18 protein-coding genes are annotated in these 19,773 nt (G+C 39.3%); 5 read left to right on the top strand and 13 right to left on the bottom strand.

The features are described from left to right. Positions 1 to 21 precede the first annotated feature (21 nt). The 6 genes from NF867_RS08230 to NF867_RS08205 form a co-directional block, all read right to left on the bottom strand. Positions 22 to 1,425, bottom strand: a complete 1,404-nt coding sequence (locus NF867_RS08230) for a RagB/SusD family nutrient uptake outer membrane protein (RefSeq protein WP_252587336.1) — start codon at positions 1,423 to 1,425, stop codon at positions 22 to 24. Between the two features lie 24 nt (positions 1,426 to 1,449). After that, positions 1,450 to 4,932 carry a TonB-dependent receptor gene (locus NF867_RS08225; protein WP_252587335.1) on the bottom strand — a complete coding sequence of 1,161 codons (3,483 nt, stop codon included), beginning with the start codon at positions 4,930 to 4,932 and terminating at the stop codon, positions 1,450 to 1,452. Between the two features lie 138 nt (positions 4,933 to 5,070). After that, positions 5,071 to 6,075: a FecR family protein gene (locus NF867_RS08220; protein WP_252587334.1), complete on the bottom strand. Its 1,005-nt coding sequence runs from the start codon at positions 6,073 to 6,075 to the stop codon at positions 5,071 to 5,073. A gap of 91 nt (positions 6,076 to 6,166) precedes the next feature. Beyond that, a complete protein-coding gene (locus NF867_RS08215) occupies positions 6,167 to 6,721 on the bottom strand; it encodes an RNA polymerase sigma factor (RefSeq protein ID WP_252587333.1) in 555 nt (184 codons plus the stop codon). A gap of 284 nt (positions 6,722 to 7,005) precedes the next feature. Next, positions 7,006 to 7,641, bottom strand: a complete 636-nt coding sequence (locus tag NF867_RS08210) for a rhomboid family intramembrane serine protease (protein ID WP_252587332.1) — start codon at positions 7,639 to 7,641, stop codon at positions 7,006 to 7,008. Between the two features lie 155 nt (positions 7,642 to 7,796). Then, entirely contained in the window at positions 7,797 to 8,732 is a 936-nt protein-coding gene (locus NF867_RS08205; protein WP_252587331.1) for a LysR substrate-binding domain-containing protein, read from the bottom strand. A 99-nt stretch (positions 8,733 to 8,831) separates the two neighbouring features. On the opposite strand from NF867_RS08205, the gene NF867_RS08200 reads away from it, so the two are divergent. After that, the gene (locus tag NF867_RS08200; protein WP_252587330.1) at positions 8,832 to 9,116 is read left to right on the top strand and encodes a catalase-related domain-containing protein; all 285 of its coding nucleotides are present in this window, start codon (positions 8,832 to 8,834) and stop codon (positions 9,114 to 9,116) included. 89 nt (positions 9,117 to 9,205) lie between these two features. On the opposite strand, the gene NF867_RS08195 is transcribed toward NF867_RS08200, so the two are convergent. The 5 genes from NF867_RS08195 to NF867_RS08175 form a co-directional block, all read right to left on the bottom strand. Beyond that, positions 9,206 to 10,945, bottom strand: a complete 1,740-nt coding sequence (locus tag NF867_RS08195) for a M14 family metallopeptidase (protein WP_252587329.1) — start codon at positions 10,943 to 10,945, stop codon at positions 9,206 to 9,208. A gap of 96 nt (positions 10,946 to 11,041) precedes the next feature. Next, positions 11,042 to 11,275: a 4a-hydroxytetrahydrobiopterin dehydratase gene (locus tag NF867_RS08190; RefSeq protein ID WP_252587328.1), complete on the bottom strand. Its 234-nt coding sequence runs from the start codon at positions 11,273 to 11,275 to the stop codon at positions 11,042 to 11,044. Between the two features lie 70 nt (positions 11,276 to 11,345). Continuing rightward, positions 11,346 to 11,705: an MmcQ/YjbR family DNA-binding protein gene (locus NF867_RS08185; protein ID WP_252587327.1), complete on the bottom strand. Its 360-nt coding sequence runs from the start codon at positions 11,703 to 11,705 to the stop codon at positions 11,346 to 11,348. Positions 11,706 to 11,748: 43 nt separating this feature from the next. Beyond that, positions 11,749 to 12,435, bottom strand: coding sequence for a tRNA (N6-threonylcarbamoyladenosine(37)-N6)-methyltransferase TrmO (gene tsaA / locus NF867_RS08180; protein ID WP_252587326.1), 687 nt, complete (start codon positions 12,433 to 12,435; stop codon positions 11,749 to 11,751). Between the two features lie 86 nt (positions 12,436 to 12,521). Further along, on the bottom strand, positions 12,522 to 13,712 hold the full coding sequence (locus tag NF867_RS08175) for a THUMP domain-containing class I SAM-dependent RNA methyltransferase (RefSeq protein WP_252587325.1): 1,191 nt from the start codon (positions 13,710 to 13,712) through the stop codon (positions 12,522 to 12,524). Between the two features lie 51 nt (positions 13,713 to 13,763). Between NF867_RS08175 and NF867_RS08170 the strand changes: the two genes are divergently transcribed. Beyond that, positions 13,764 to 14,141, top strand: coding sequence for a DUF3127 domain-containing protein (locus NF867_RS08170; RefSeq protein WP_252587324.1), 378 nt, complete (start codon positions 13,764 to 13,766; stop codon positions 14,139 to 14,141). A gap of 161 nt (positions 14,142 to 14,302) precedes the next feature. Further along, positions 14,303 to 15,679 (top strand): flavin monoamine oxidase family protein, encoded by a 1,377-nt coding sequence (locus NF867_RS08165; RefSeq protein WP_341870041.1) that lies wholly within the window; start codon positions 14,303 to 14,305, stop codon positions 15,677 to 15,679. A 57-nt stretch (positions 15,680 to 15,736) separates the two neighbouring features. Here NF867_RS08165 and NF867_RS08160 read toward each other — a convergent pair whose 3' ends face one another. Continuing rightward, entirely contained in the window at positions 15,737 to 16,501 is a 765-nt protein-coding gene (locus tag NF867_RS08160; protein ID WP_252587322.1) for a hypothetical protein, read from the bottom strand. Positions 16,502 to 16,634: 133 nt separating this feature from the next. Between NF867_RS08160 and NF867_RS08155 the strand changes: the two genes are divergently transcribed. After that, on the top strand, positions 16,635 to 18,422 hold the full coding sequence (locus NF867_RS08155; RefSeq protein ID WP_252587321.1) for a sensor histidine kinase: 1,788 nt from the start codon (positions 16,635 to 16,637) through the stop codon (positions 18,420 to 18,422). Between the two features lie 15 nt (positions 18,423 to 18,437). Further along, a complete protein-coding gene (locus NF867_RS08150; RefSeq protein ID WP_252587320.1) occupies positions 18,438 to 19,127 on the top strand; it encodes a response regulator transcription factor in 690 nt (229 codons plus the stop codon). Between the two features lie 72 nt (positions 19,128 to 19,199). On the opposite strand, the gene efp is transcribed toward NF867_RS08150, so the two are convergent. Beyond that, complete coding sequence (gene efp / locus NF867_RS08145; RefSeq protein ID WP_252587319.1) at positions 19,200 to 19,763, bottom strand: elongation factor P; 564 nt, start codon at positions 19,761 to 19,763, stop codon at positions 19,200 to 19,202. Positions 19,764 to 19,773: the final 10 nt, after the last annotated feature.

Here is a 19,773-nt window from a genome sequence, read left to right as displayed (position 1 = left end):
GCTATTGATTGGTTAGGTTATTTAGTATCCTGGGTTTTGCTTTATTAAGCCATCTGTTATATCGATCTCGCGCTGAGGAATAGGCAAAGCATATTTCGATGAAGGAAGGCTCGCATTCGGAGCCCTTCCAGTGCGAATCATATCGTAACGATCCTGTCCTTCAAAAGCCAGCTCCCATCTGCGTTCCTTCAAAATACGGTCGAGGAGCAGCTGTTTTGAAGCAAAGTCGACAGTAGTGTATAAGCCCGGTTTTTGATCATTAGCAAATGCACGCTGATAAACCTTATTCAGCGCATCAACAGCAGCAGCGGTAACGCCATTCAAATTAGCTTCAGCTTCGGCTTTATTCAAAAGAATTTCAGAAAGGCGCAGCATGATCAGGTTATCTAAAAGTTCAGGATGAGAAAACTTCATATTCCGTTTAAGATTCGCAGCATCAGGAAAGAACTTACTTCTGCGCATATCTGTAACAGCATATGTTTTCATAAAAACCGTAGTATCCGGCTTGATAAATCCATAAGCATAGTAGATTCCATGTTCTTTGTACTGGGTAACATCTTTATTCCAGCTAACAGGAAATCCAAAGAGAATCTCATCACTAAAGCTGATATCTCTAGCACCCATCCCATTAATCGGAAACACCAGATCGACACGGTTTTCAAGCTTAAAGTTTACATCAGCCAAAACAGCATCGCTATAACTCAGGCTCTTTGCATAATTCCTGCTGTACAAAGCAACTCTTGAAGCCAATGCCCGTGCCGCGGACTTGGTAGCTCTTGAGTGCTGATCAACATTAGTGCTAAACTTATTCATCAACACAGGAATGGCCTCATCTAAATCTTTAAGTATTTGAGCGTAAACCTCGGCATTGGTAGCTCGGGGTAGATTTTGAGAACCATCATATCCATCAAAAGCATCTAAACGAAGGGGAACTGCCATGTTATCCATTTTGCCTTCCAATGCACCCTCGCCAAAGTGCTTTAGCAGATTGAAATAGGCGAATGCACGGATGAACTTGGCCTCACCAATAAGCTGATTTTGAATAGAAAGGTCAAAAGTTGCGTACTTTGGTAATTTGTTAATGATCACATTGGCCAGGTTAATCGTCTTATAATTAGTTGACCAAAAAGAACCAACAATTGAGTTTCTTGAATCAAGTGCGCCGGTTGCAAAATCTGTGGTGAAACTGGTCGCAATTCCAGTAGTTAAGTCGCCAATCTCAAAAGCGTCTCCTTTTGATGCATCAAGTAAACTTAAATAGGCGCCACCTAAAACCCGTTCGGTGCCTTTCTGATAAGTTAAGGCATCTTTTTCTGTTGTAATAGACTCTGGTGCCAAATCTATTTGCTTATCACAAGCCGACAGCAATACTGCTGCAGCAAATACAGCTGTTAAGAAGTTTTTATTAAGGGTTAATTTGTTCATGGTTAACGATTGTTTGATTAAAAATTAAAGCCCTATTTGTAATCCTAATCTGAATGTGCGCATAGCCGGCAAGGTCAACTCGTCGTAACCCATGTTTAATGCCGAAGAACCGAATGCACTTACTTCAGGATCCATACCTGAGTATTTGGTGATGGTAAACAAGTTGTTGCCTTCAACAAATACTTTGAAACGGTATAAATTCGAGACCATTTTTGTTTTAAATGTATAGGCCAGGGTGAGGCTGCGCAGTTTTATGTAAGATGCATCTTCTAGAAAACGCGAAGTGTATCGACCTTGCGTATAATCTGTAGCCCCGAAAAAGCCCATAGAAACATTGTTAGATGCATTTACCAAACCTGGGATATCGGTTTTATCGCCGGCATTTTTCCAGTAATTCAGTAAGTCTGTTGATAAATTGGCAGCATTTAAACCTGAGAACGTACCTTCGGTATAGTTCATCATAGAGGCTTTAGCTCCGTTAAAGATTTTATTACCGTAAGAGAAGGATAAGAAGGCATTTAACTCAAAGCCTTTGTAGCTGAAGGTATTTCCCAAACCACCATAAAACTTAGGTAAAGCATCACCCATAACTTTACGGTGTTGATCAGGGTTGGTATATTCTGTTGAGGGGATAGGTTGCTCTACTTTCTCTCCGTTTTTATTGATCCAAATAGGATTACCATTTTGTGGGTTTATTCCTCCCCACTCATACATATAAAAAGAGGTCGATGATCCTCCCGGGTACCAATAGCGGCCTCCGTTTGTCTCTGCTAAACGAGCACTTTGCTCGGCATCAATTTTATGCAGTTTGTTAATGGTATTGCTATTTCGTGAAATATTGAAGTTGGTAAACCATTGAAATTTCTTCCCTGCAATATTTCGAGAATTAATAGTGATCTCCCAACCTTTGTTTGTTATATCGGCTAGATTTTGGGATTGAGAGCTGAAGCCCATAAAGCTTGGCAATGGCGATCCTACAATGGAGTTTTTAGTGTCTTTGTTATAGTAATCAAGGCCTAGCGTTACCCTTGAACGAAGAAGCGTTAGATCCATACCCAAATCCAGCATCGTAGTGGTTTCCCATTCCAGATTAGGATTATTAGGTGCCGATACCTCCAATGAACTCAGACTCCCGTAATTAGCTCCGTAAGGACTCAATTTGTAGGTGCCCTGATTACCATAATAACCTGTTCCACCGTCGTTTCCGGTATAACCTAAGCTTCCTCTGAATTTAAGCTGATCAATCCATTTAATGTCTTTCATGAAAGCTTCTTCACTCGGAACCCATCCTAATGAGAAGGACGGAAATCCGACGTATTGATGATTCTTCCCAAATTTTGATGAGCCATCCAAACGGTAAGTAACACCAGCCAGGTAGCGGTTGTTATATTGGTAATTCAAACGACCGAAATAGGAAACCAAGGCCCACTTTTGATCCATTGAATTGGTAACCTTCTTTGTATTGGCGGCATTAATACTTAATATGCCATCACTCTGAAAGCCTTCGCCTACAACACTGCTTATACTTTCATTCGACGACTCGAACGATTGACCCAGTGTGGCATTAAAACCATGCTTATAGCCCAACACTTTATTAATACGCAGTTCGTTACTAATTACCCATCTGTGGTTATTGTTAGAAGTTGAAGTGGCCATTCCTTCACGGGTACTAAGTTTATCCACTTCACGTGAATAAGCATCACCGTTAATCCAGTCAACGCCAAAATCAGAGTGCCAGGTAGCCCACGAGTTGAACTTTACTTCACCAAAAACATTTCCTAACATGCGGGTATCCACACGATGATTTTTGCCTGTGTTTGCCCATGCAACTGGATTGGTATCTTCATTGGCGCCTTGTTTATTTGGGGTAAAGCGCCATACATATTGCCCTTGCTCATCGGTTATTGCCGTATTTGGAGCACGCAATACCGCATTTCTGTAAACACGTTGAGCGTTTAGCGCATTATTATCAACATATGACATGGCTACATTAGCGCCTACCTTAAAGCTTTTAGAAAGATTGCCTTCAAGATTTACACGTCCTTGGTAGCGGGAAAAATCATTGTTGATGATATAGCTTTGTTGTTTATCATATCCACCACTGACCGAGTAAATCATATTTTCTGAACCACCCGATAAAGACAAATTGGCATTTGTACCCAACGCTGTGCGGGTAACTTCATCAAGCCAGTTAGTGTTAACTCCCTTCGGAAAGATGTCCATTGGAGCATTTGGATTCTTGGCCTTCATATAATTGGAATAAAAATCCGCATACTGATCGCCGTTCATCATGCTTGGTGTTTTTACCGGATCACTTGTTGAAGAGGACAGGGAGAAATCCACTTTCATTTTCCCAGACTTACCCTTCTTCGTAGTAATTAAGATTACACCTGCTGCACCCCGAGAACCATAAATGGCAGTGGCATAAGCATCTTTCAATACCTCAATTGATTCAATATCTTCGGGATTAATACTTGCCAAAGGGTTATTCTCAATCTTGTTTTCAGAACCATTTGCATAGGGTTCGTTTACACCGGTCCCACCAAATGAGAATCCCGGCAGTTTATTTCCACTGAAATCTGTCGTATTATTATTTCTATCAATACTATAAACCGGCACTCCGTCAATAACAACCAGGGGAGTGTTGCCATTCTTATTTAATGTGCTTACGCCTCGAATAATGATAGCAGAAGCGCTACCCGGCATGCCTGAAGTTTGAGCCACCTGAACCCCCGCAATTTTACCAATAAGGGCGTTATCTATGGTTAATGGGATTTGTCCTACTTCGTCAATAGGTTTATATGATCCAATTGAACCAGTTAAACTACGCTTTTCCTGTACGCCATAACCAACAACTACTGCTTCTTGCAAAAAGGCAATTGCAGCTTTCAAGCTGATATTGATATCACGGCTTTTACCCTCTTCTACTATTATATTATCTACGATGCGGGTTTCAAACCCTATAAAGCTGAATACTAAACGATATTTACCGGGAGGTAGGTTTAGTTTATAAGCACCATCGCCATCTGTTGAGGTGGCGGCGGTGGAGCCCTCTACTTTTACTGTTACTCCAGGAAGCGGGCTAGCTTCTGAACTGTTCTCAACAACTCTTCCTTTAATAACCCCCGTAGCCTTTTTACTTTCTGTTTTTGGCGCCTTTACAATCAGAATAGTGTTATTCTTTAGACTATAGATTAATCCATTGCTTTTTAACAGATCATTTAAAATTTGATCCAACGGCTGATTTAAAAAACGGTGTTCCGCAACCTGAATGTTCTTTAAAACATCGTAATCATAGGCAAAACCTATTTTACTTGTAGACTCAATTCGTCTGATAGCGGCCTCCAGTGTTCCGCTTTCAATGGTTACGCTAACTTTTTGCTCCTTTAGGTTTTGTCCCCAGCCTTTTTCGGCTTTGAGCACTCCGAAGGTCATCATAATGATGCTTGCTACAATTACACTTAGCCTCATGGTTTGCCAGATTAGCTTTGTAAACGTTTTTCTCATATATTTGAATTGTTTTGGGTTGAACACTAAAACACAAAGCCATCCCATTATAGTTGCGAAAGCAACCATTTCATGGCTTTAAAAAACACGACAATCAGTTCGTTCAGCGCTTGTTGCAGCAAGCGCTGTTTTTTTTATCTACCTATCACAACTTTCCGTTTTTATTGTAATTTCCTTCCCTTTTACATCATATTTAATTGGATGAATACCATTAACAATTTCTAATACCTGCTCCACTTTTAAGTTTGTATTGAACCTTAAGTTGAACCTGCAGTCTTTTAACAATGCTTTATCATAATTAAAATGCACTGAATAAAGCGACTGAAGTGTTGCAAAAAGTTCATCAAAACCTGCCCTTTGTAATACAATCACACCGTTTACAAACGAAGCAGAAGTTTCTGTATTTAACTCCTCAATTTCAGCTTTTGCAGAAGCCTTATGATAGGTTAAACGCATATTGGGGGCAAGCTCTCCTAAAATCTGCTGATCATGACTCACCCTTACCTTACCAGTAATCAACTCCACTTCTACGTCCTCCATCTGCTGATAAGCCTTAATCACAAATGATGTTCCCAGCACCCTGGTATCTAGTTTGGGAGTATGCACAATAAATGGTTTCTCGGCATTATGTGTAACCTTGAAATAGGCCAAACCTTCTTCAAGGTAAATCTCCCGGGTAGTATCACTAAACTGCTTGGGATATTTTAAGGTACTGCCGGACTGCATCCAAATAGTAGTATTATCCGGCAATGTTACCTGCATTACTTTTCCTCCCTGAGCAGTAACAGTCAGGTACTCTATAGGATGTGGCTTAGCCCAATAAGAATACCCCATCCAGCCTATGGTTGTAACTGCGGCAACTGAGGCTGCAACTTTTAACCAGGTCCATTTCAATGTACGCACCGGAGTTCCCTCTGCCTCCTGATCATTTTCCGCTATCCGACTAAACACACTATTGAGCACATGTTGGCGGATCACCTTTTTTTCGTTTTCATCTTCAAAAGGAGCCCCCGAATCATTGCCAGGCAATGATTCAAACCATTCATCCAATTGTTTTTGCTCCTCCACTGTTGAAGGGTAAAACTTACCGGATGGTTTCTTTATAGGGTCCTTTTGTTGCAATTTATTAGGGTTTTCAGTCATAAAGACAATTATGAAAATAGATAGTACTAGAGGAGTGTAAAATTTTTTTTAATAAATTTTAAGAAAGGCAGAATAAACAATACCTGAATAATCATTCAGCAGAATAATTAGTGCCGAAACGATTTTTTAAACGTTTTATCCCGTTGCTGATCTGATTTTTTACGGTTTGCTCTGAAATGGATAACCGGTGGGCAATTTCGCTGATCGACAAACCCTCCATTCGGCTCAGTAAAAACACTTCACGCATTTTCTCGGGCATTTGTTCGATCTCTAGCTTTAACGATCTGTTTAGTTCATTTAGATTAAGCTGATCAATGGTAGACGAATCCTGTTCGCTATGGGTGGCTTTAACATGATCAGAGTGCATCTGTTTTACCTGCGTATGTTTATAGAAGTTAAACACCCGGTACTTAAGCATTACGTTGAGATATGCTGCTACCGACTCTGTTATAACAATTTCATTACGTTTCTCCCAAAATAGAAAAAACAGATCTTGCAACAGATCAATAGCATCATCTTTTGAAGATAGCTTATAACAGGCTATTGCGAATAATCGTTCCCAATGTCTGTTATATAATTCTTCAAAAGCGTTTTTATTATCCTGTTTTATGAGATTTAGCAGCTCTATATCTGAATAATTTTTCACGCGGAAAGCCTTTACAAAGAGGTGAATATAAAAAAGATAATCATAAATACAATTGGTGCATCCTCACCCATGTGGTGATCCAAGGTTGAATACCGCCCTGAATATATCAGCAGCAACTTGCCCGAACTTTTTTTGTTTTCAATGCTCTTTAAATTCCAACCATACCTTGTTACTCCGCCGGGAATTAATTAAAATAAGTTTGAGCATTATCTAATTTGAAATAAAAAAGTCCGGCCTATTATGAACCGGACTCTCACTATCTTTTGATTTAAAAAGAACTCTTTTTATCTGATCAATTGTCCAACAAACTCTGAGAATATACCTGGAAACAATATAATGGTAAATAGCAATCCTGCTACCGCTCCATAAAAGTGGGCATCGTGGTTAACATTATCGCGATGATTCCTTGATGCATAAACACAATAGGCCAAATAGAGTGGACCAAAAATGTATGCCGGAATTCCTATTGGTATAAACATCATTGAAATTTTCATTTGCGGCATAAAGAGTATCATGCTAAACAAAACCGCCGAAATAGCTCCCGAAGCACCCAAACTGTAATAATGAATATTGTTTTTTTGTTTAATAATGGTTGAAATATCGCTTAAAACAAGTGCTAAAACATACATTCCGGCAAACCACCAATGACCGGCTGGCCCTTTTGCCATTACAAAGATCTGTTCAAGTGGAAAGGCAAAAAAATAAAAGGTTAGCATGTTAAAAAGCAGGTGCCCTAGATCGGCATGAATCAGTCCACTGGTAAAAACGGTATAATAACGGCTACCCCGATTAATACTATAAGGATGAAGGCTGAACTGAGAATTGACATCATGGTTAAAAAACAAACCATAAGCACTGGTTAAAACAGTAAAAGCAAATATGATGGCCGCAACGGGCGTTGTTTGTAAGATCTCTTGCATAAAAATTAATGGGTGGCTAAGGTATTTTTTTTTGCCGTAAGAAAAAAGGGTCTCCAGTCGGCGGTCTGCAGTCGGCAGTGCTCTTGTGCAATCAGCTCTGTCCAATCAGTTGTATTTTGTTTGACTGGAGACTGCCGACTGTCGACTGCATACTGCTAGATGGGCACTATATTCAGCTGTTCGCGTTCAAGCATATGCGATGGCACTACTTTCAGTATTTCAGCTTTCAAAGCATCGAGCAAGCGCTTTTTCACATAACTTCGATGGGTAACAATACTTATCTCTCTAACAGGCACAGGTGCAATAAAGTGCCGCACTTGCGATTTTTTTTCTTCCGTTAAGTCATAAATGGCCAATTCGGGTAAAACGGTAATGCCATTGTTCAGCTCAACCATTTTCTTCAGTGTTTCTATACTTCCTGCTTCATATTCAAAGTTGTTATCCTCCTTAAGCTGACTACGAAGGTGACACAAATTCATAATTTGTGAGCGCATGCAATGACTTTCCTGCAAGAGCCATAACTTCTTTATATCAATATCATCTGTCAAAACAAATTCTTTATTCATTAGCTCGTTGCGTTGCGAAACATACAACAGCAATTCCTCATAAAACAATGGATATTCAAAAATACTGCTATCATTCAGTGGAGTAGCTAAAATTCCGGCATCCAATCGGTTATACTTCAGGTGTTCAATAATGTTTTCTGTGGTTTCCTCCCAAACACTGATTTTCACTTTGGGATACTTTTCAAGGAATGAATTCAAAAACAAGGGCAGCAGATACGGGGCAAGTGTAGGTATTATCCCCAAGCGCAAATGACCTTCTATTTCACCTACCTTATTCTTTACAATTTCTTTCAGTCTGGCCGATTCTTGCAAAACCACCCGAGCCTGAGCAATAACCTCTTTACCCGCTTCGGTAGGTAAAACAGGTTGCTTGCTGCGGTCGAAAAGTTTTATCCCCAACTCCTCTTCCAGCTTTTGAATTTGCATACTTAAGGTTGGCTGTGTTATAAAACAACTATCAGCTGCAGTTGCAAAATGCCGGTGTGTATCAACCGCAACAATATATTCTAATTGAGTTAATGTCATATCAATAAGTCGTTTCTATCAAACAACCGAGCAAATATCGAATTTTTCTATTTGATTATAAAAACAATCAATTTGATTGATGGTTAATCTAGTCTGGTTTTGAAAACACTAGATGGTAACGGTGGTAGGAGGGTATTGGATTCAGCCATTGCTGATTGGTACGACCGGAATGCTCCAGACGATGATGATCATTATACCCAACCTGGCAACCTGTTTCGTTTAATAAGCGATGAAGCAAAAAAGAATGCTATTAGGAATATTACAGGAGCAATAAGTGGAATAGAAGGACTTCAAACGATTGGAAATCATCAACCGTCAACTTTGCCACTGGTTCAGCGCCGACCCAAGATTAGGCGCCGGAATTGCATCCGGTTTAGGTATTGATGTTTCGGCAATGATGCCGGCTGCCAGCGCAAATTAGTTTTAACTCTTTTTGATAAATAGAAACGCCCGAAATTTCGGGCGTTCTATTATTAGTTTCCTAAATAAACCGGTTGTAGTAACCGCATTATCGGATAACGGTTATGTGTTTTCTCGTAATAAGGTGAGTTTTTATAAATAAAGTCGAGCTGAGCATAAGCACTTTGAGCAAACTTTGGATCAGCCTTTCGTTTCTCTTCCAATTTTGCTTTTAATTCAGGGTCTTTTTTAAGGATTTCGGTAGCTATGTCTTCAAATAAATAATCCGAAAAGCCTTCTTTTTGTCCCAAAATACTGTCGAAAAAATTCCAGTTAAAATAGGAGTCAATCGCTTGCGGCTCTAACGTTTCAACAATATAACGATTAACAGCCTGATCAACCTGAACAACATAGTCACCCTTATAAAACTGAACGTTCATGGTGTCTTTCGTAACCTTTATAGTTGAATGAAGATAGTGCCCTTCATACGGTCGTGTTCCTGTTTTATAATCATCGATAAAATACATTTCACCGCGTAATGCCATATCTTTTGTTAAAGGTTTCATCTGCACACCATTCAACTTCAACAACTCAATCACTTTTCCCCAAGATTGCGAAATCACATAGGCCCATGGTTTTCCTACTAATTGAGTTGGCTTAAAAGAGTTTTTATAATCAATTTGTTTCTCAAACGGAGCACTTCTATCGTAATATAAACGATCTAAACCGCTTACCTCACTTGGCTTATACTTTCCTTCAAATCCTTTAAAGGCAATTTGTTCAACTTTTGAAGTATCCACCTTCCAATCCATGGCAAATGCAGTTTGATTCTTTACCATTTCGTCCGCTTTGCGTTTAGTATCAATTATTTCCTTCGCATCTTTCTCCGTTTGGTTGATCAACTCTTGCATAAATGCATAAGTGGCCCAAACTCGTTGATCAAAAGGCTTCCACATATGTGTTTCTACCACAAAACCAATACTGTTAAAAAGGGTGCTGTAACCGGTAGTGTAACGTGGTGAATCATTGAATCCCTCATATCCTTTATCAGGAGTGTTGCCCCAAACGTTTACATAGGGAACCATTTCAAACTTACGCTCCTTCATCTTTGCCAATAACACCGGAATCAGTTTATTATTCATGTAAGCCGATACTTCAGGGTTAAGCTTATCTTTTTGCGTAGCTATATAAGTCATCACATGCTGATAGTCGGCCCCGTTACTGGTATGATTATCTAGAAAAACTTCAGGTTTCCAGTTCTGAAAGATTTGTTGAAAAGCAAGTGAGTTACGAGAATCTGTTTTAATACAATCACGGTTCAGATCGAGATTTCGGGAATTCCCTCGGAAACCATACTCAACAGGTCCATTTTGATTTACACGAGAATTTGGCCCTCGGTTTAGCATACCATCGATATTGTACACCGGAATAAAGCATAAAACTACATTATCAGGAAGTTGTTTCTTTTCCAACAAATCACGAACCAGCATCATTGTGGCATCGATTCCTTCAGGCTCTCCCGGATGAATTCCGTTATTGATAAGTATGATTGCTTTGCCCTTGGTATGAAGAGAAACAGGATCGAAATCTTTTGATTTTGATAAAACCAGAAGATTTAATGGCTTACCAATATCAGTAGTGCCATACTCCAACAATTTAGCTTCGGGATATTTTTGGGTAATGTTTTTAAAGTAACTAATAAGCTCAGTATAAGTAGCGGTCTCTTTCCCATTACTCTTTTCAAAAGGAGTTTGTTGGGCACTACTACAGAGAGCTAAAGCACAAGAAAAAATCAACGATAGGGTCTTCTTCATAAATCTATATAATGGAGCCCTAAAGTATAAAATCAGAGAAGGAATTTACAGGTAGCTGAGCAAGCCCTGCGTCACTTTGTTGTGATAAGATGAGACTTAATGCAACAATTGATCAATCGCCTGAGCCAGCTCATGATCTTTTTTGGTTACGATATCTCCTGCATCATGAGTGCTTAGTTTGATCTCAACCTGATTGTAAACATTTGTCCACTCGGGATGATGATTCATGCGCTCTGCGATTAGGGCTATTTTACTCATGAAGCCCCACGCTTCAACAAAGCTTCCAAACTGAAATGTTCGGGTAAGTTTATTTTCAACTACTGCCCACATATTTTTTTGATTTTAAAAGAGTATATCAAATTACTAAAAAGCTCTGCAGAATCATTGCATTAATACTTTCTTATTTTTCCAAATCTTCTAGCTCCATGCGCAGCTTCTTTGGCAATCCGGCAACAACCAGGTTATAAGAATCTTTTATCCACTCGAAAATACCCATGTCACTAAGTGTTCCATCAAACCGAACGGTGTTCCAATGAGTTTTGTTCATATGAAAAGCACCTGTAATTTCCGGATGTTCCTCACGAAGTTGAACAGCTTTTTCAGGATCGCATTTCAAATTACAAGAATTCGGGTTACTTAAACTGATCAGACAAAACATTTTACCCATCACTTTAAAAACCAATGTATCCTGATCAAAAGGAAATTCTTCAGTTACACCTTTCTGGGTAATGCAAAAATCACGTAGAAGTTCGATATTCATAGTAATTGTTTTTCAATATTGGGGTGTTGTTTGTAGACAGCTATTATAACCCAATTACCCTTAGTTTGTTCTTATCAATTATAAACTTAACATCCTTATCGCCAATAGCCATTCCATAAACTCTATCTTCTGACTTTTCGACTTTATAAGCCGGTCGTGGGTCGAAACTAAGCACATCAATAATAAGCTGTTTTAGATCGGGCAAGTCCGCAAGTTGTTCTGCAATTGCTGAATCAAAACTCACAGTCATGATCCTTTCCGGTGCACTGGCAGCAAAACCGGCATTGGCTTGTGGCAAAGCATCTGAATAAGGAATATAAGGTTTGATATCGAGTACAGGCGTGCCGTCTAAGAGATCGATATTTTTTAGATGAAGAAGTACTTTCTCTCCATTCACTTCTATTCTATCTAGTTCAACGACTGATAAGCCAATGGGATTGGGACGGTGGGTAGAACGCGTGGCAAATACTCCCATTCGTTCGTTACCTCCTAAGCGTGGCGGACGAACTGTTGGAGTCCATCCTCTTTGAGCTGTTTCATGAAAAACAAAAACAACCCAGATATGCGAAAACTGATCAAGACCATTTACCGCATCAGGCACATTAAAAGGTGGCAATAACTCAAGAACGGCTTTCGAAGAAGGAGCTAGCCCCGGTTGACGTGGAATACCAAATTTCTCTTTAAACGGAGAGTGAACAATGCCGATGGATTGAAAAGAGAATGGTGTCAATTGAAAAATTTACGTTTTCAATATGCCATTCCGAAGCAAGAGATTCCTCCTTTATCGGAATGACAAATTATAGTTGATTAATACTTTTACTCTGTTTTCTTCTTTGGCCTATCTTCTTCGCTCCGCTTGGTACCGTCGTACAATTCATATTCTAATAAACGACACTCGAGCTTTGAGTTAAAGAATTCAATTTTACGAGAAGCTTTAAGTCCCACTTTTTTTGCCAAATTCGGGCTTCCAGTAAAAATATATCCGTTATAGCCTTTGCATTTTTGTTTCAGGAAATCGCCAATTGCTTTGTAAATTTCAACCAGTTCTTCATAATCACCCAAACGTTCGCCATATTCAGGATTGAAAACAACCACACCCTCGCCTTCAGGAATTTCAGTATCGCGGAAATCACAGACCTCAAAATCAATGTATTGTTCTACTCCGGCAGTAATGGCGTTTTTACGCGCTAATTCAACTGCTTTAGGATTTAAGTCCGTTGCGATGATTTTACCTGGAATCAGTTTTTTCGCTAACTCACGAGCCTTGCGGCGTTCAGTAACATAAACTTCTTCCTCAAATCCTTTAATATGCATAAAGCCGAAATTATCGCGGAATAAACCAACCGAACGATTTAATGCGAACAACGCTGCTTCAATTGCCAGGGTTCCACTTCCGCACATTGGGTTGATCAGATTTCCGCTTCCATTCCAACCGGTAGCCATCACTACCGCCGCTGCCAAACTTTCCTGCATAGGTGCCAAGCCGGGATGCTTGCGATAACCATGTTTCGAAAGCGTTTCACCTGAAGAATCAATATATACAGAAACTCTGTCTTCCTGCCAATGTAGGTGAATTACGGCCTTATCACGTTTAGGTCCAGAATCAGGTCGGCGGCCACGTTTTTGTGTTAACCGATCAACAATTGCATCTTTAACACGCATATTGGCAAACATGGTGTTATCAATAAACGGATTGTTAACGTTACAAGTAACAGAAACATAACCCGCTTCATCCAGCCATGCTTCCCAAGGCATCTGAATCAGTTCGTCGTATAATTTATCAGCATCCATTGCACGGAAGCTTTTCAATTCATACAACACATTGTTTCCGGTACGTAAATTAAGGTTCAGCCTAATACAGTCGGTAAGCGTTCCGTGGGTTTCTATATACGTTTGCCCCTCATCCACAATTTCAAACCCCATGTACAAAATCTCTCTTCGGAGGTAGGTTGCAAGGTGTTTAGGACAGGTAACAATAATTTTTTCAGGTTTGTTGAAAACAGACATCTGTTAATAAGGAATTGATTATTAATTTTGCAGGCTAAATTCGTCAATATTATGGACATTAAAGGTAAAGTACACGAAATTTCGGAAGTAATGGAGGTTACATCTTCTTTCCGTAAACGTGAGTTAGTTATTGAATACGCAGAAAATCCTTCATATCCTGAGTTCATTAAATTTGAGGCTATTCAGGATAGAGTTTCACTAATGGATAAATGTAAAGTGGGAGATATGGTGGAAGTGGCGTTTAATTTAAAAGGTCGTGCTTGGAACAATCCAAAGACAGGTAAGACTGATTATTTTAATACACTTCAAATCTGGAGAGTGAATATTCTTACAGGAGCGGCTGCCGGAGCACCGGTTGATGAGATGCCATCATTCACTCCTCCTGATTTATCAAGTGAACCGGGTGAAGCTGACGATCTTCCTTTCTAACAAATTGATTAAAAGAATACTAACCGGCCATCGCGTCGGTTTTTTTATGCCTATTTAAATTTCTTTAAAGTCCTAGTTGAACTAATAAGCATAAAAATTGAATGAAAAACATCGTTTAATAGCTAAAAGTTACCAATAAAAGCTGATATTGTTTCTTACAAATTCATCGCTCCCTCAATCAAACTAAAACTGTTATGAATTTCGATGTTATTATTATTGGTGCCGGATATGCAGGAGTTACTGCCGCTTTAAATTTAAAACGAGCTGGGAAAAAAGTTTTAGTACTTGAAGCGCGAGACCGAGTTGGAGGGCGTGTTTATACCAAATATTTAAATGATGGGAATTACGTTGATTTAGGAGGTCAATGGATTGGCCCAACTCAAGATCGAATCTATGCGCTTGCAAAAGAATTTGAGGTAGAAACTTTTAAAACCTATGATGAGGGTAAAAGCACATTGCTTTATAAAGACAAAGTAAAAGCTTACAAAGGACTTATTCCTCCTTTACCCGTGTATGCCTTATTAAGTTTAGATGCGGCCATTAAGAAAATCAACAAACTTTCTAAAGGCATCGACTTACATGCTCCATGGCAAAGTCAGAATGCTAAACAGTATGATTCAATGACTTTACAAAGTTGGATGGAGTCACAAATGGGTTCAAAAGTAGCCCGGTCATTTTTCCAGGTAGCCGCTGAAGCTATTTTCGCAGCTCACCCATCCGAAGTATCATTATTACATGCGCTTTTCTATACAAAATCAGGCACCGATTTCGATTGCCTGATGAATATTAAAAAAGGCGCCCAAGAAGAACGTTTCGTTGGCGGAGCCCAGGAGGTTGTTAACAGAATGGCCGCGCTATTAGCGGATGAAATTCAGCTTAATTCGCCTGTTAAACGAATAAACCAAGATAGTGAAGGCGATGATGTAATTGGCGAGGGATTTAACTATCGCGCTCGAAAAGTAATAGTTGCTGTTCCACCCGCCATGGCTGCCAGAATTGAGTTCAACCAACCACTGCCACCCAACCGTGATCAGTTGATGCAGCGTATGTTTATGGGTAGCGTAGTAAAATGTTATGCCATTTACGATAAGTCTTTTTGGCGCGATAAAGGATTAAATGGCTTATGCACTACCAACAACGGGTTAATCTCTGTAACATTTGATAATTCGCCCAAAGATGGCTCGAAAGGGATGCTTATGGGATTTGTATTAGCTAATCAGGCTAAAGCATTTATGGAATTAACCACTTCAGAAAGAGAAAAAGCTGTTATTAATAGCTTTGCTTCATTTCTAGGACCTGATGCCCGAAACTACGAACAATATCTGGAGCAGGCCTGGGCCGAAGAAGAGTGGAGCCGTGGCTGTTTCGCAGGCATTATGCCTCCAGGTGCATGGACCAGCGTTGGTAAGACTTTGCGCGAACCAGTAGGAAATATTCATTGGGCCGGCACCGAAACTTCGGAGATTTGGAATGGTTATATCGATGGTGCAGTACGATCAGGGGAACGTGTCGCAAAGGAATTAATGCCCTTATTATAAGTCAATAAAGCCGTTCAGGTATGTATGAACGGCTTTTACATTATATGTGTTGAGAAGTTACTTAACAAAACTATAGCTCAAAATTTGCTTGCCTTTTTGGCTAATTGAAACCTGGTACTTACCCGGATGCAACTCGATGGTTTTAGAAAAACTACCGGCAAAGTTGTTAATGGTTTCTTTGTAAACCTCTTTGCCATCTTCATCGTTTACACTCACCAGAATTGAGCCTTTTGTAGGAAGTTTAAAATTTAAGTCATATTCTGGAGAGAACTGTTTACGGATTCTAATCCGTTCTCCTTTCATTTTAGGAGCACCTTCAATTATGATATCTTCGTCAATCATTCCAGGCGCAATAATTTCATCATCAGGTCCATCAGCATTAATAACGATAACCTTTCTTTTACCAGTACTATCAACAGTTACCTCCACACGTTTATTTATTCTTTTTTCAATAACCTTTCCCTCATTTCCAGGACCATCCATAATGATTTTAGGGCTATCGCTTTTAACAATAAAAACGTCACTATCTTTTGATTCTACCCATTTCCCTTCCTTTTTCAATTTAGCCATTCCAGCGCTGTCAAGTTTTCTAATTACTTTAACTCGGTGAGTGTCGGGGGATATTTTTATCTCTTTTAATTGGTCAAGTTCTTTGCGTTCAGCCTCTGAAAGCTGGTCGTAGTTTTTAGTTACATCCACAATAGTGTCATTACCCTTAATTTCAATTTTGCGGTAAACGACTTCTTTCTTAGGCGATTTTTCTTGCGCATAGCCAGCAATGCTCAACGAGGCCAGTGTGACAATTAGTACGTACTTTCTCATTTCTAAATACATGTTTATACCTCAAAAGTAGTGGTACGCTTGGTGAAAAAATGTTAAAGGCATGTTAAAAAGTGTTAAATGTTCGCCAGCGTTAATCTTGGTGATTAGCTTTGCTTTAATAAGCACTAATAAGATGAAGAAAAAAAGTTTTGTATTGATTGTAGTTGCAATTGGCATAGGCCTGATTGGCCTCATGGCAATGCAAGGCTATTTTTTATATGATTCTTATAAAGTAAAATCGCAGCTGTTCGACCAAACAGTAAAAACAGTTATGCAAACTGTTGCTGCCAAACTTGAGAAAAATGAGGCCTTAGGTTTCATCCGGACCCAAGCGGAAACGCCTCCGGTTTTTACGCTTGCGCCTCCTACTAAAAAACATTTGAAAAGAACAGGGAAAAAGAAACAGTATACCGAGGAAATTAGAGTAGCCAGAACCCCGGCAATTGCCAACGAAAGTTATCGACTAGACTCACTTACAGCTCATCCTAAAATATTTGTTTTTAATCAATTAGAAGGAAATATGCTCGATGGAAATATGCTGGATGCAAATGATATTAAATCCATTGATAAAGCTCCGAAGATAAAAGTAAAACGAAATAAACTAAACAATCGGGTTATTGTAAGAGTGGGCCCTAATGGAGAGATGGATTCAACCGTCATTTATTTCCGTCACCCCAATCCAATGATTGTTCCTGATGTGCAACGTGATCGGCAGCATGAGTTTATGGTTGAAAGAAGATTTGACCTGGTTGAAGACGAAAAAGAGCCAAAAGAGGATGTTCTGGTTTCTGCCTGGCTCGACTCGGTATCAAGATTTAAAAAGCGGGTGGAAGTTTTTGAAAAACTAGCTGTCGAAGCTAATTGGAAAAAACAATCGCTGTTAGAAAGAGTACGACCCTCAAATGTAGATTCGTTATTAAAGGAGGGTTTTAATCAGGCCCGAATCGATTTGAATTATCAATTTTCGTTGGTGAACGACAGCAGCAAAACCGTATTTCATTCGGTGTCAACTAAGCCTAATTCTCAAAAAACCATTAAAGGCACATACCAAACCGCTCTTTTTCCCCAAGATGTTTTGCACAGCGCCGGAACTTTGGTAGTCGTATTTCCTAATAAATCCGATTTTTTATGGAAGAAAATGGGCATACTGATTCTTGCATCTTCCTTAATAGTACTCGTAATTATGGCCTGCTTTGCAGTAGTTATTTCAGCACTCTTACGGCAAAAGAAATTATCAGAAATGAAGAGTGATTTCATTAACAATATGACCCATGAGTTTAAAACTCCTGTGGCCACCATTATGCTGGCGAGTGAAGCCTTACGAGATGAAGAAATGGCAGCCGACAAAAAGATGATCAACAGATATGCAGGAATTATTTATGATGAAAATCTTAGACTGAGCAGTTATGTTGAACGTGTATTAAGCATGGCTCGTCTGGAAAAAAGTGACCTTAAACTCGATCAGAAGCAGATCAATATGCATAACCTGATCGCGGCAGTTGCTGATAGCATGGATCTTCAATTTAAACGCAGAACCGCTATTTTGAATTTCGATTTACAGGCAACAGAGTACGTGATAACAGGTGATGAGCTGCATCTCTCAAATGTGATCTTCAATTTGTTGGATAATGCATTAAAGTATTCTGAAGGCACTCCTGAAATCACTATTTCAACACAAAACCTTGGCAATTTACTATTGATTAGAGTTCTAGACAACGGCATTGGAATGACCCGGGAGCAACAAAGCAAAGTTTTCGATCAGTTTTATCGGGCACATACAGGAAATTTACACAACGTAAAAGGATTCGGATTGGGTCTTAACTATGTATATTCCATTGTTAAACTGTTAAAGGGGAATATTTCGGTTAAAAGTGAACCACAAAAAGGCAGCACTTTCGAATTAAGTTTTCTGATAAGTTAATTTATCGACTAAATAATGAGCAAAAAAGTTTTACTTGTTGAAGATGATCCTAATCTGGGCATGGTGCTGCAGGAATATTTACAGTTTAAAGGCGGATATGAGGTTACTTTGTGTATTGATGGGATGCAGGGCCTAGATGCATTCAAACTAAAAAGCTTCGACATCTGTATTTTGGATGTAATGATGCCGAAAAAAGATGGCTTTACGCTTGGTCAGGAGATCAGGGAATTGAATCAAAATATTCCAATCATTTTTGCCACCGCAAAGTCGATGCTTGAAGATAAAGTTCAGGGATTTAACATTGGAGGTGATGATTATATTACTAAACCATTTAGAATTGAAGAGTTGTTATTACGCATTAACGCTCTGTTAAAACGGAGTAGCAATCAGGTTATAGAAGAAAAGCAGCCTGATAAATTTCAGGTGGGGTCGGTTTTGTTCGATCCATTGCTTCAGGAGATTTATAACGGATATAATTCCCAAAAACTCTCGTCAAAAGAATCTGAGTTGCTTCACTTGCTTTGCAAACATAAAAATGATGTACTGAGCAGGGAACAGGCATTGATAAGCATATGGGGTAACGATAACTACTTTAATGCCAGAAGCATGGATGTTTACATTAGTAAATTAAGGAAGATTTTTAAGGAAGATGAAGCCGTTGAGATTATCAATGTGCACGGCAGAGGCTATAAACTAATATTTTAAACCGGTAGCTATTAAAGCAAAAGGGCCTTTGATCAATCAAAGGCCCTCTTTTATTATTTGAAGTAAATTCTGTTATTCTTTTACACGCTCGATATAGTCACCTGTACGGGTATCAATTCTTACTTTGTCGCCTTCGTTAATAAATAAAGGAACACGGATTTCAGCTCCAGTAGAAACGGTAGCCGCTTTGGTTACGTTGGTTGCAGTATCCCCTTTAACAGCCGGTTCTGAATACGTAATTTCTAAGGTTACGTGGCTTGGCATGGTAGCCATAATAGGCTCTTCATTCTCAAGTGCCACCATTACCTGCATTCCTTCGGCCAAGAATTTTACTGCATCGCCAAACATTGCTTTTGGAACATAGATTTGATCGTAAGTGTTATTATCCATTACAACCAAATTCTCACCGTCTTCATATAAGTATTGATAGTTTTGAGTTTCAACACGAGCAATGGTCACCTCTTCATCAGTACGGAAACGATATTCAACCAATTTGTTGGTTTTTACATTTCGCATGCTAGCCTGATAGAAAGCACGAAGGTTTCCTGGTGTACGGTGAATGAATTCTTCTACCAACACCAATTCGCCGTTAAAGCGAAGAATATTACCGGTTTTTACGTCCGAAGCCTTAGCCATAAAAATTTAA

The organism is Solitalea agri, assembly GCF_023914155.1.
Taxonomy (GTDB): Bacteria; Bacteroidota; Bacteroidia; order Sphingobacteriales; family Sphingobacteriaceae; genus Solitalea; species Solitalea agri.
This window is presented reverse-complemented; position numbering and strand designations above follow the sequence as displayed.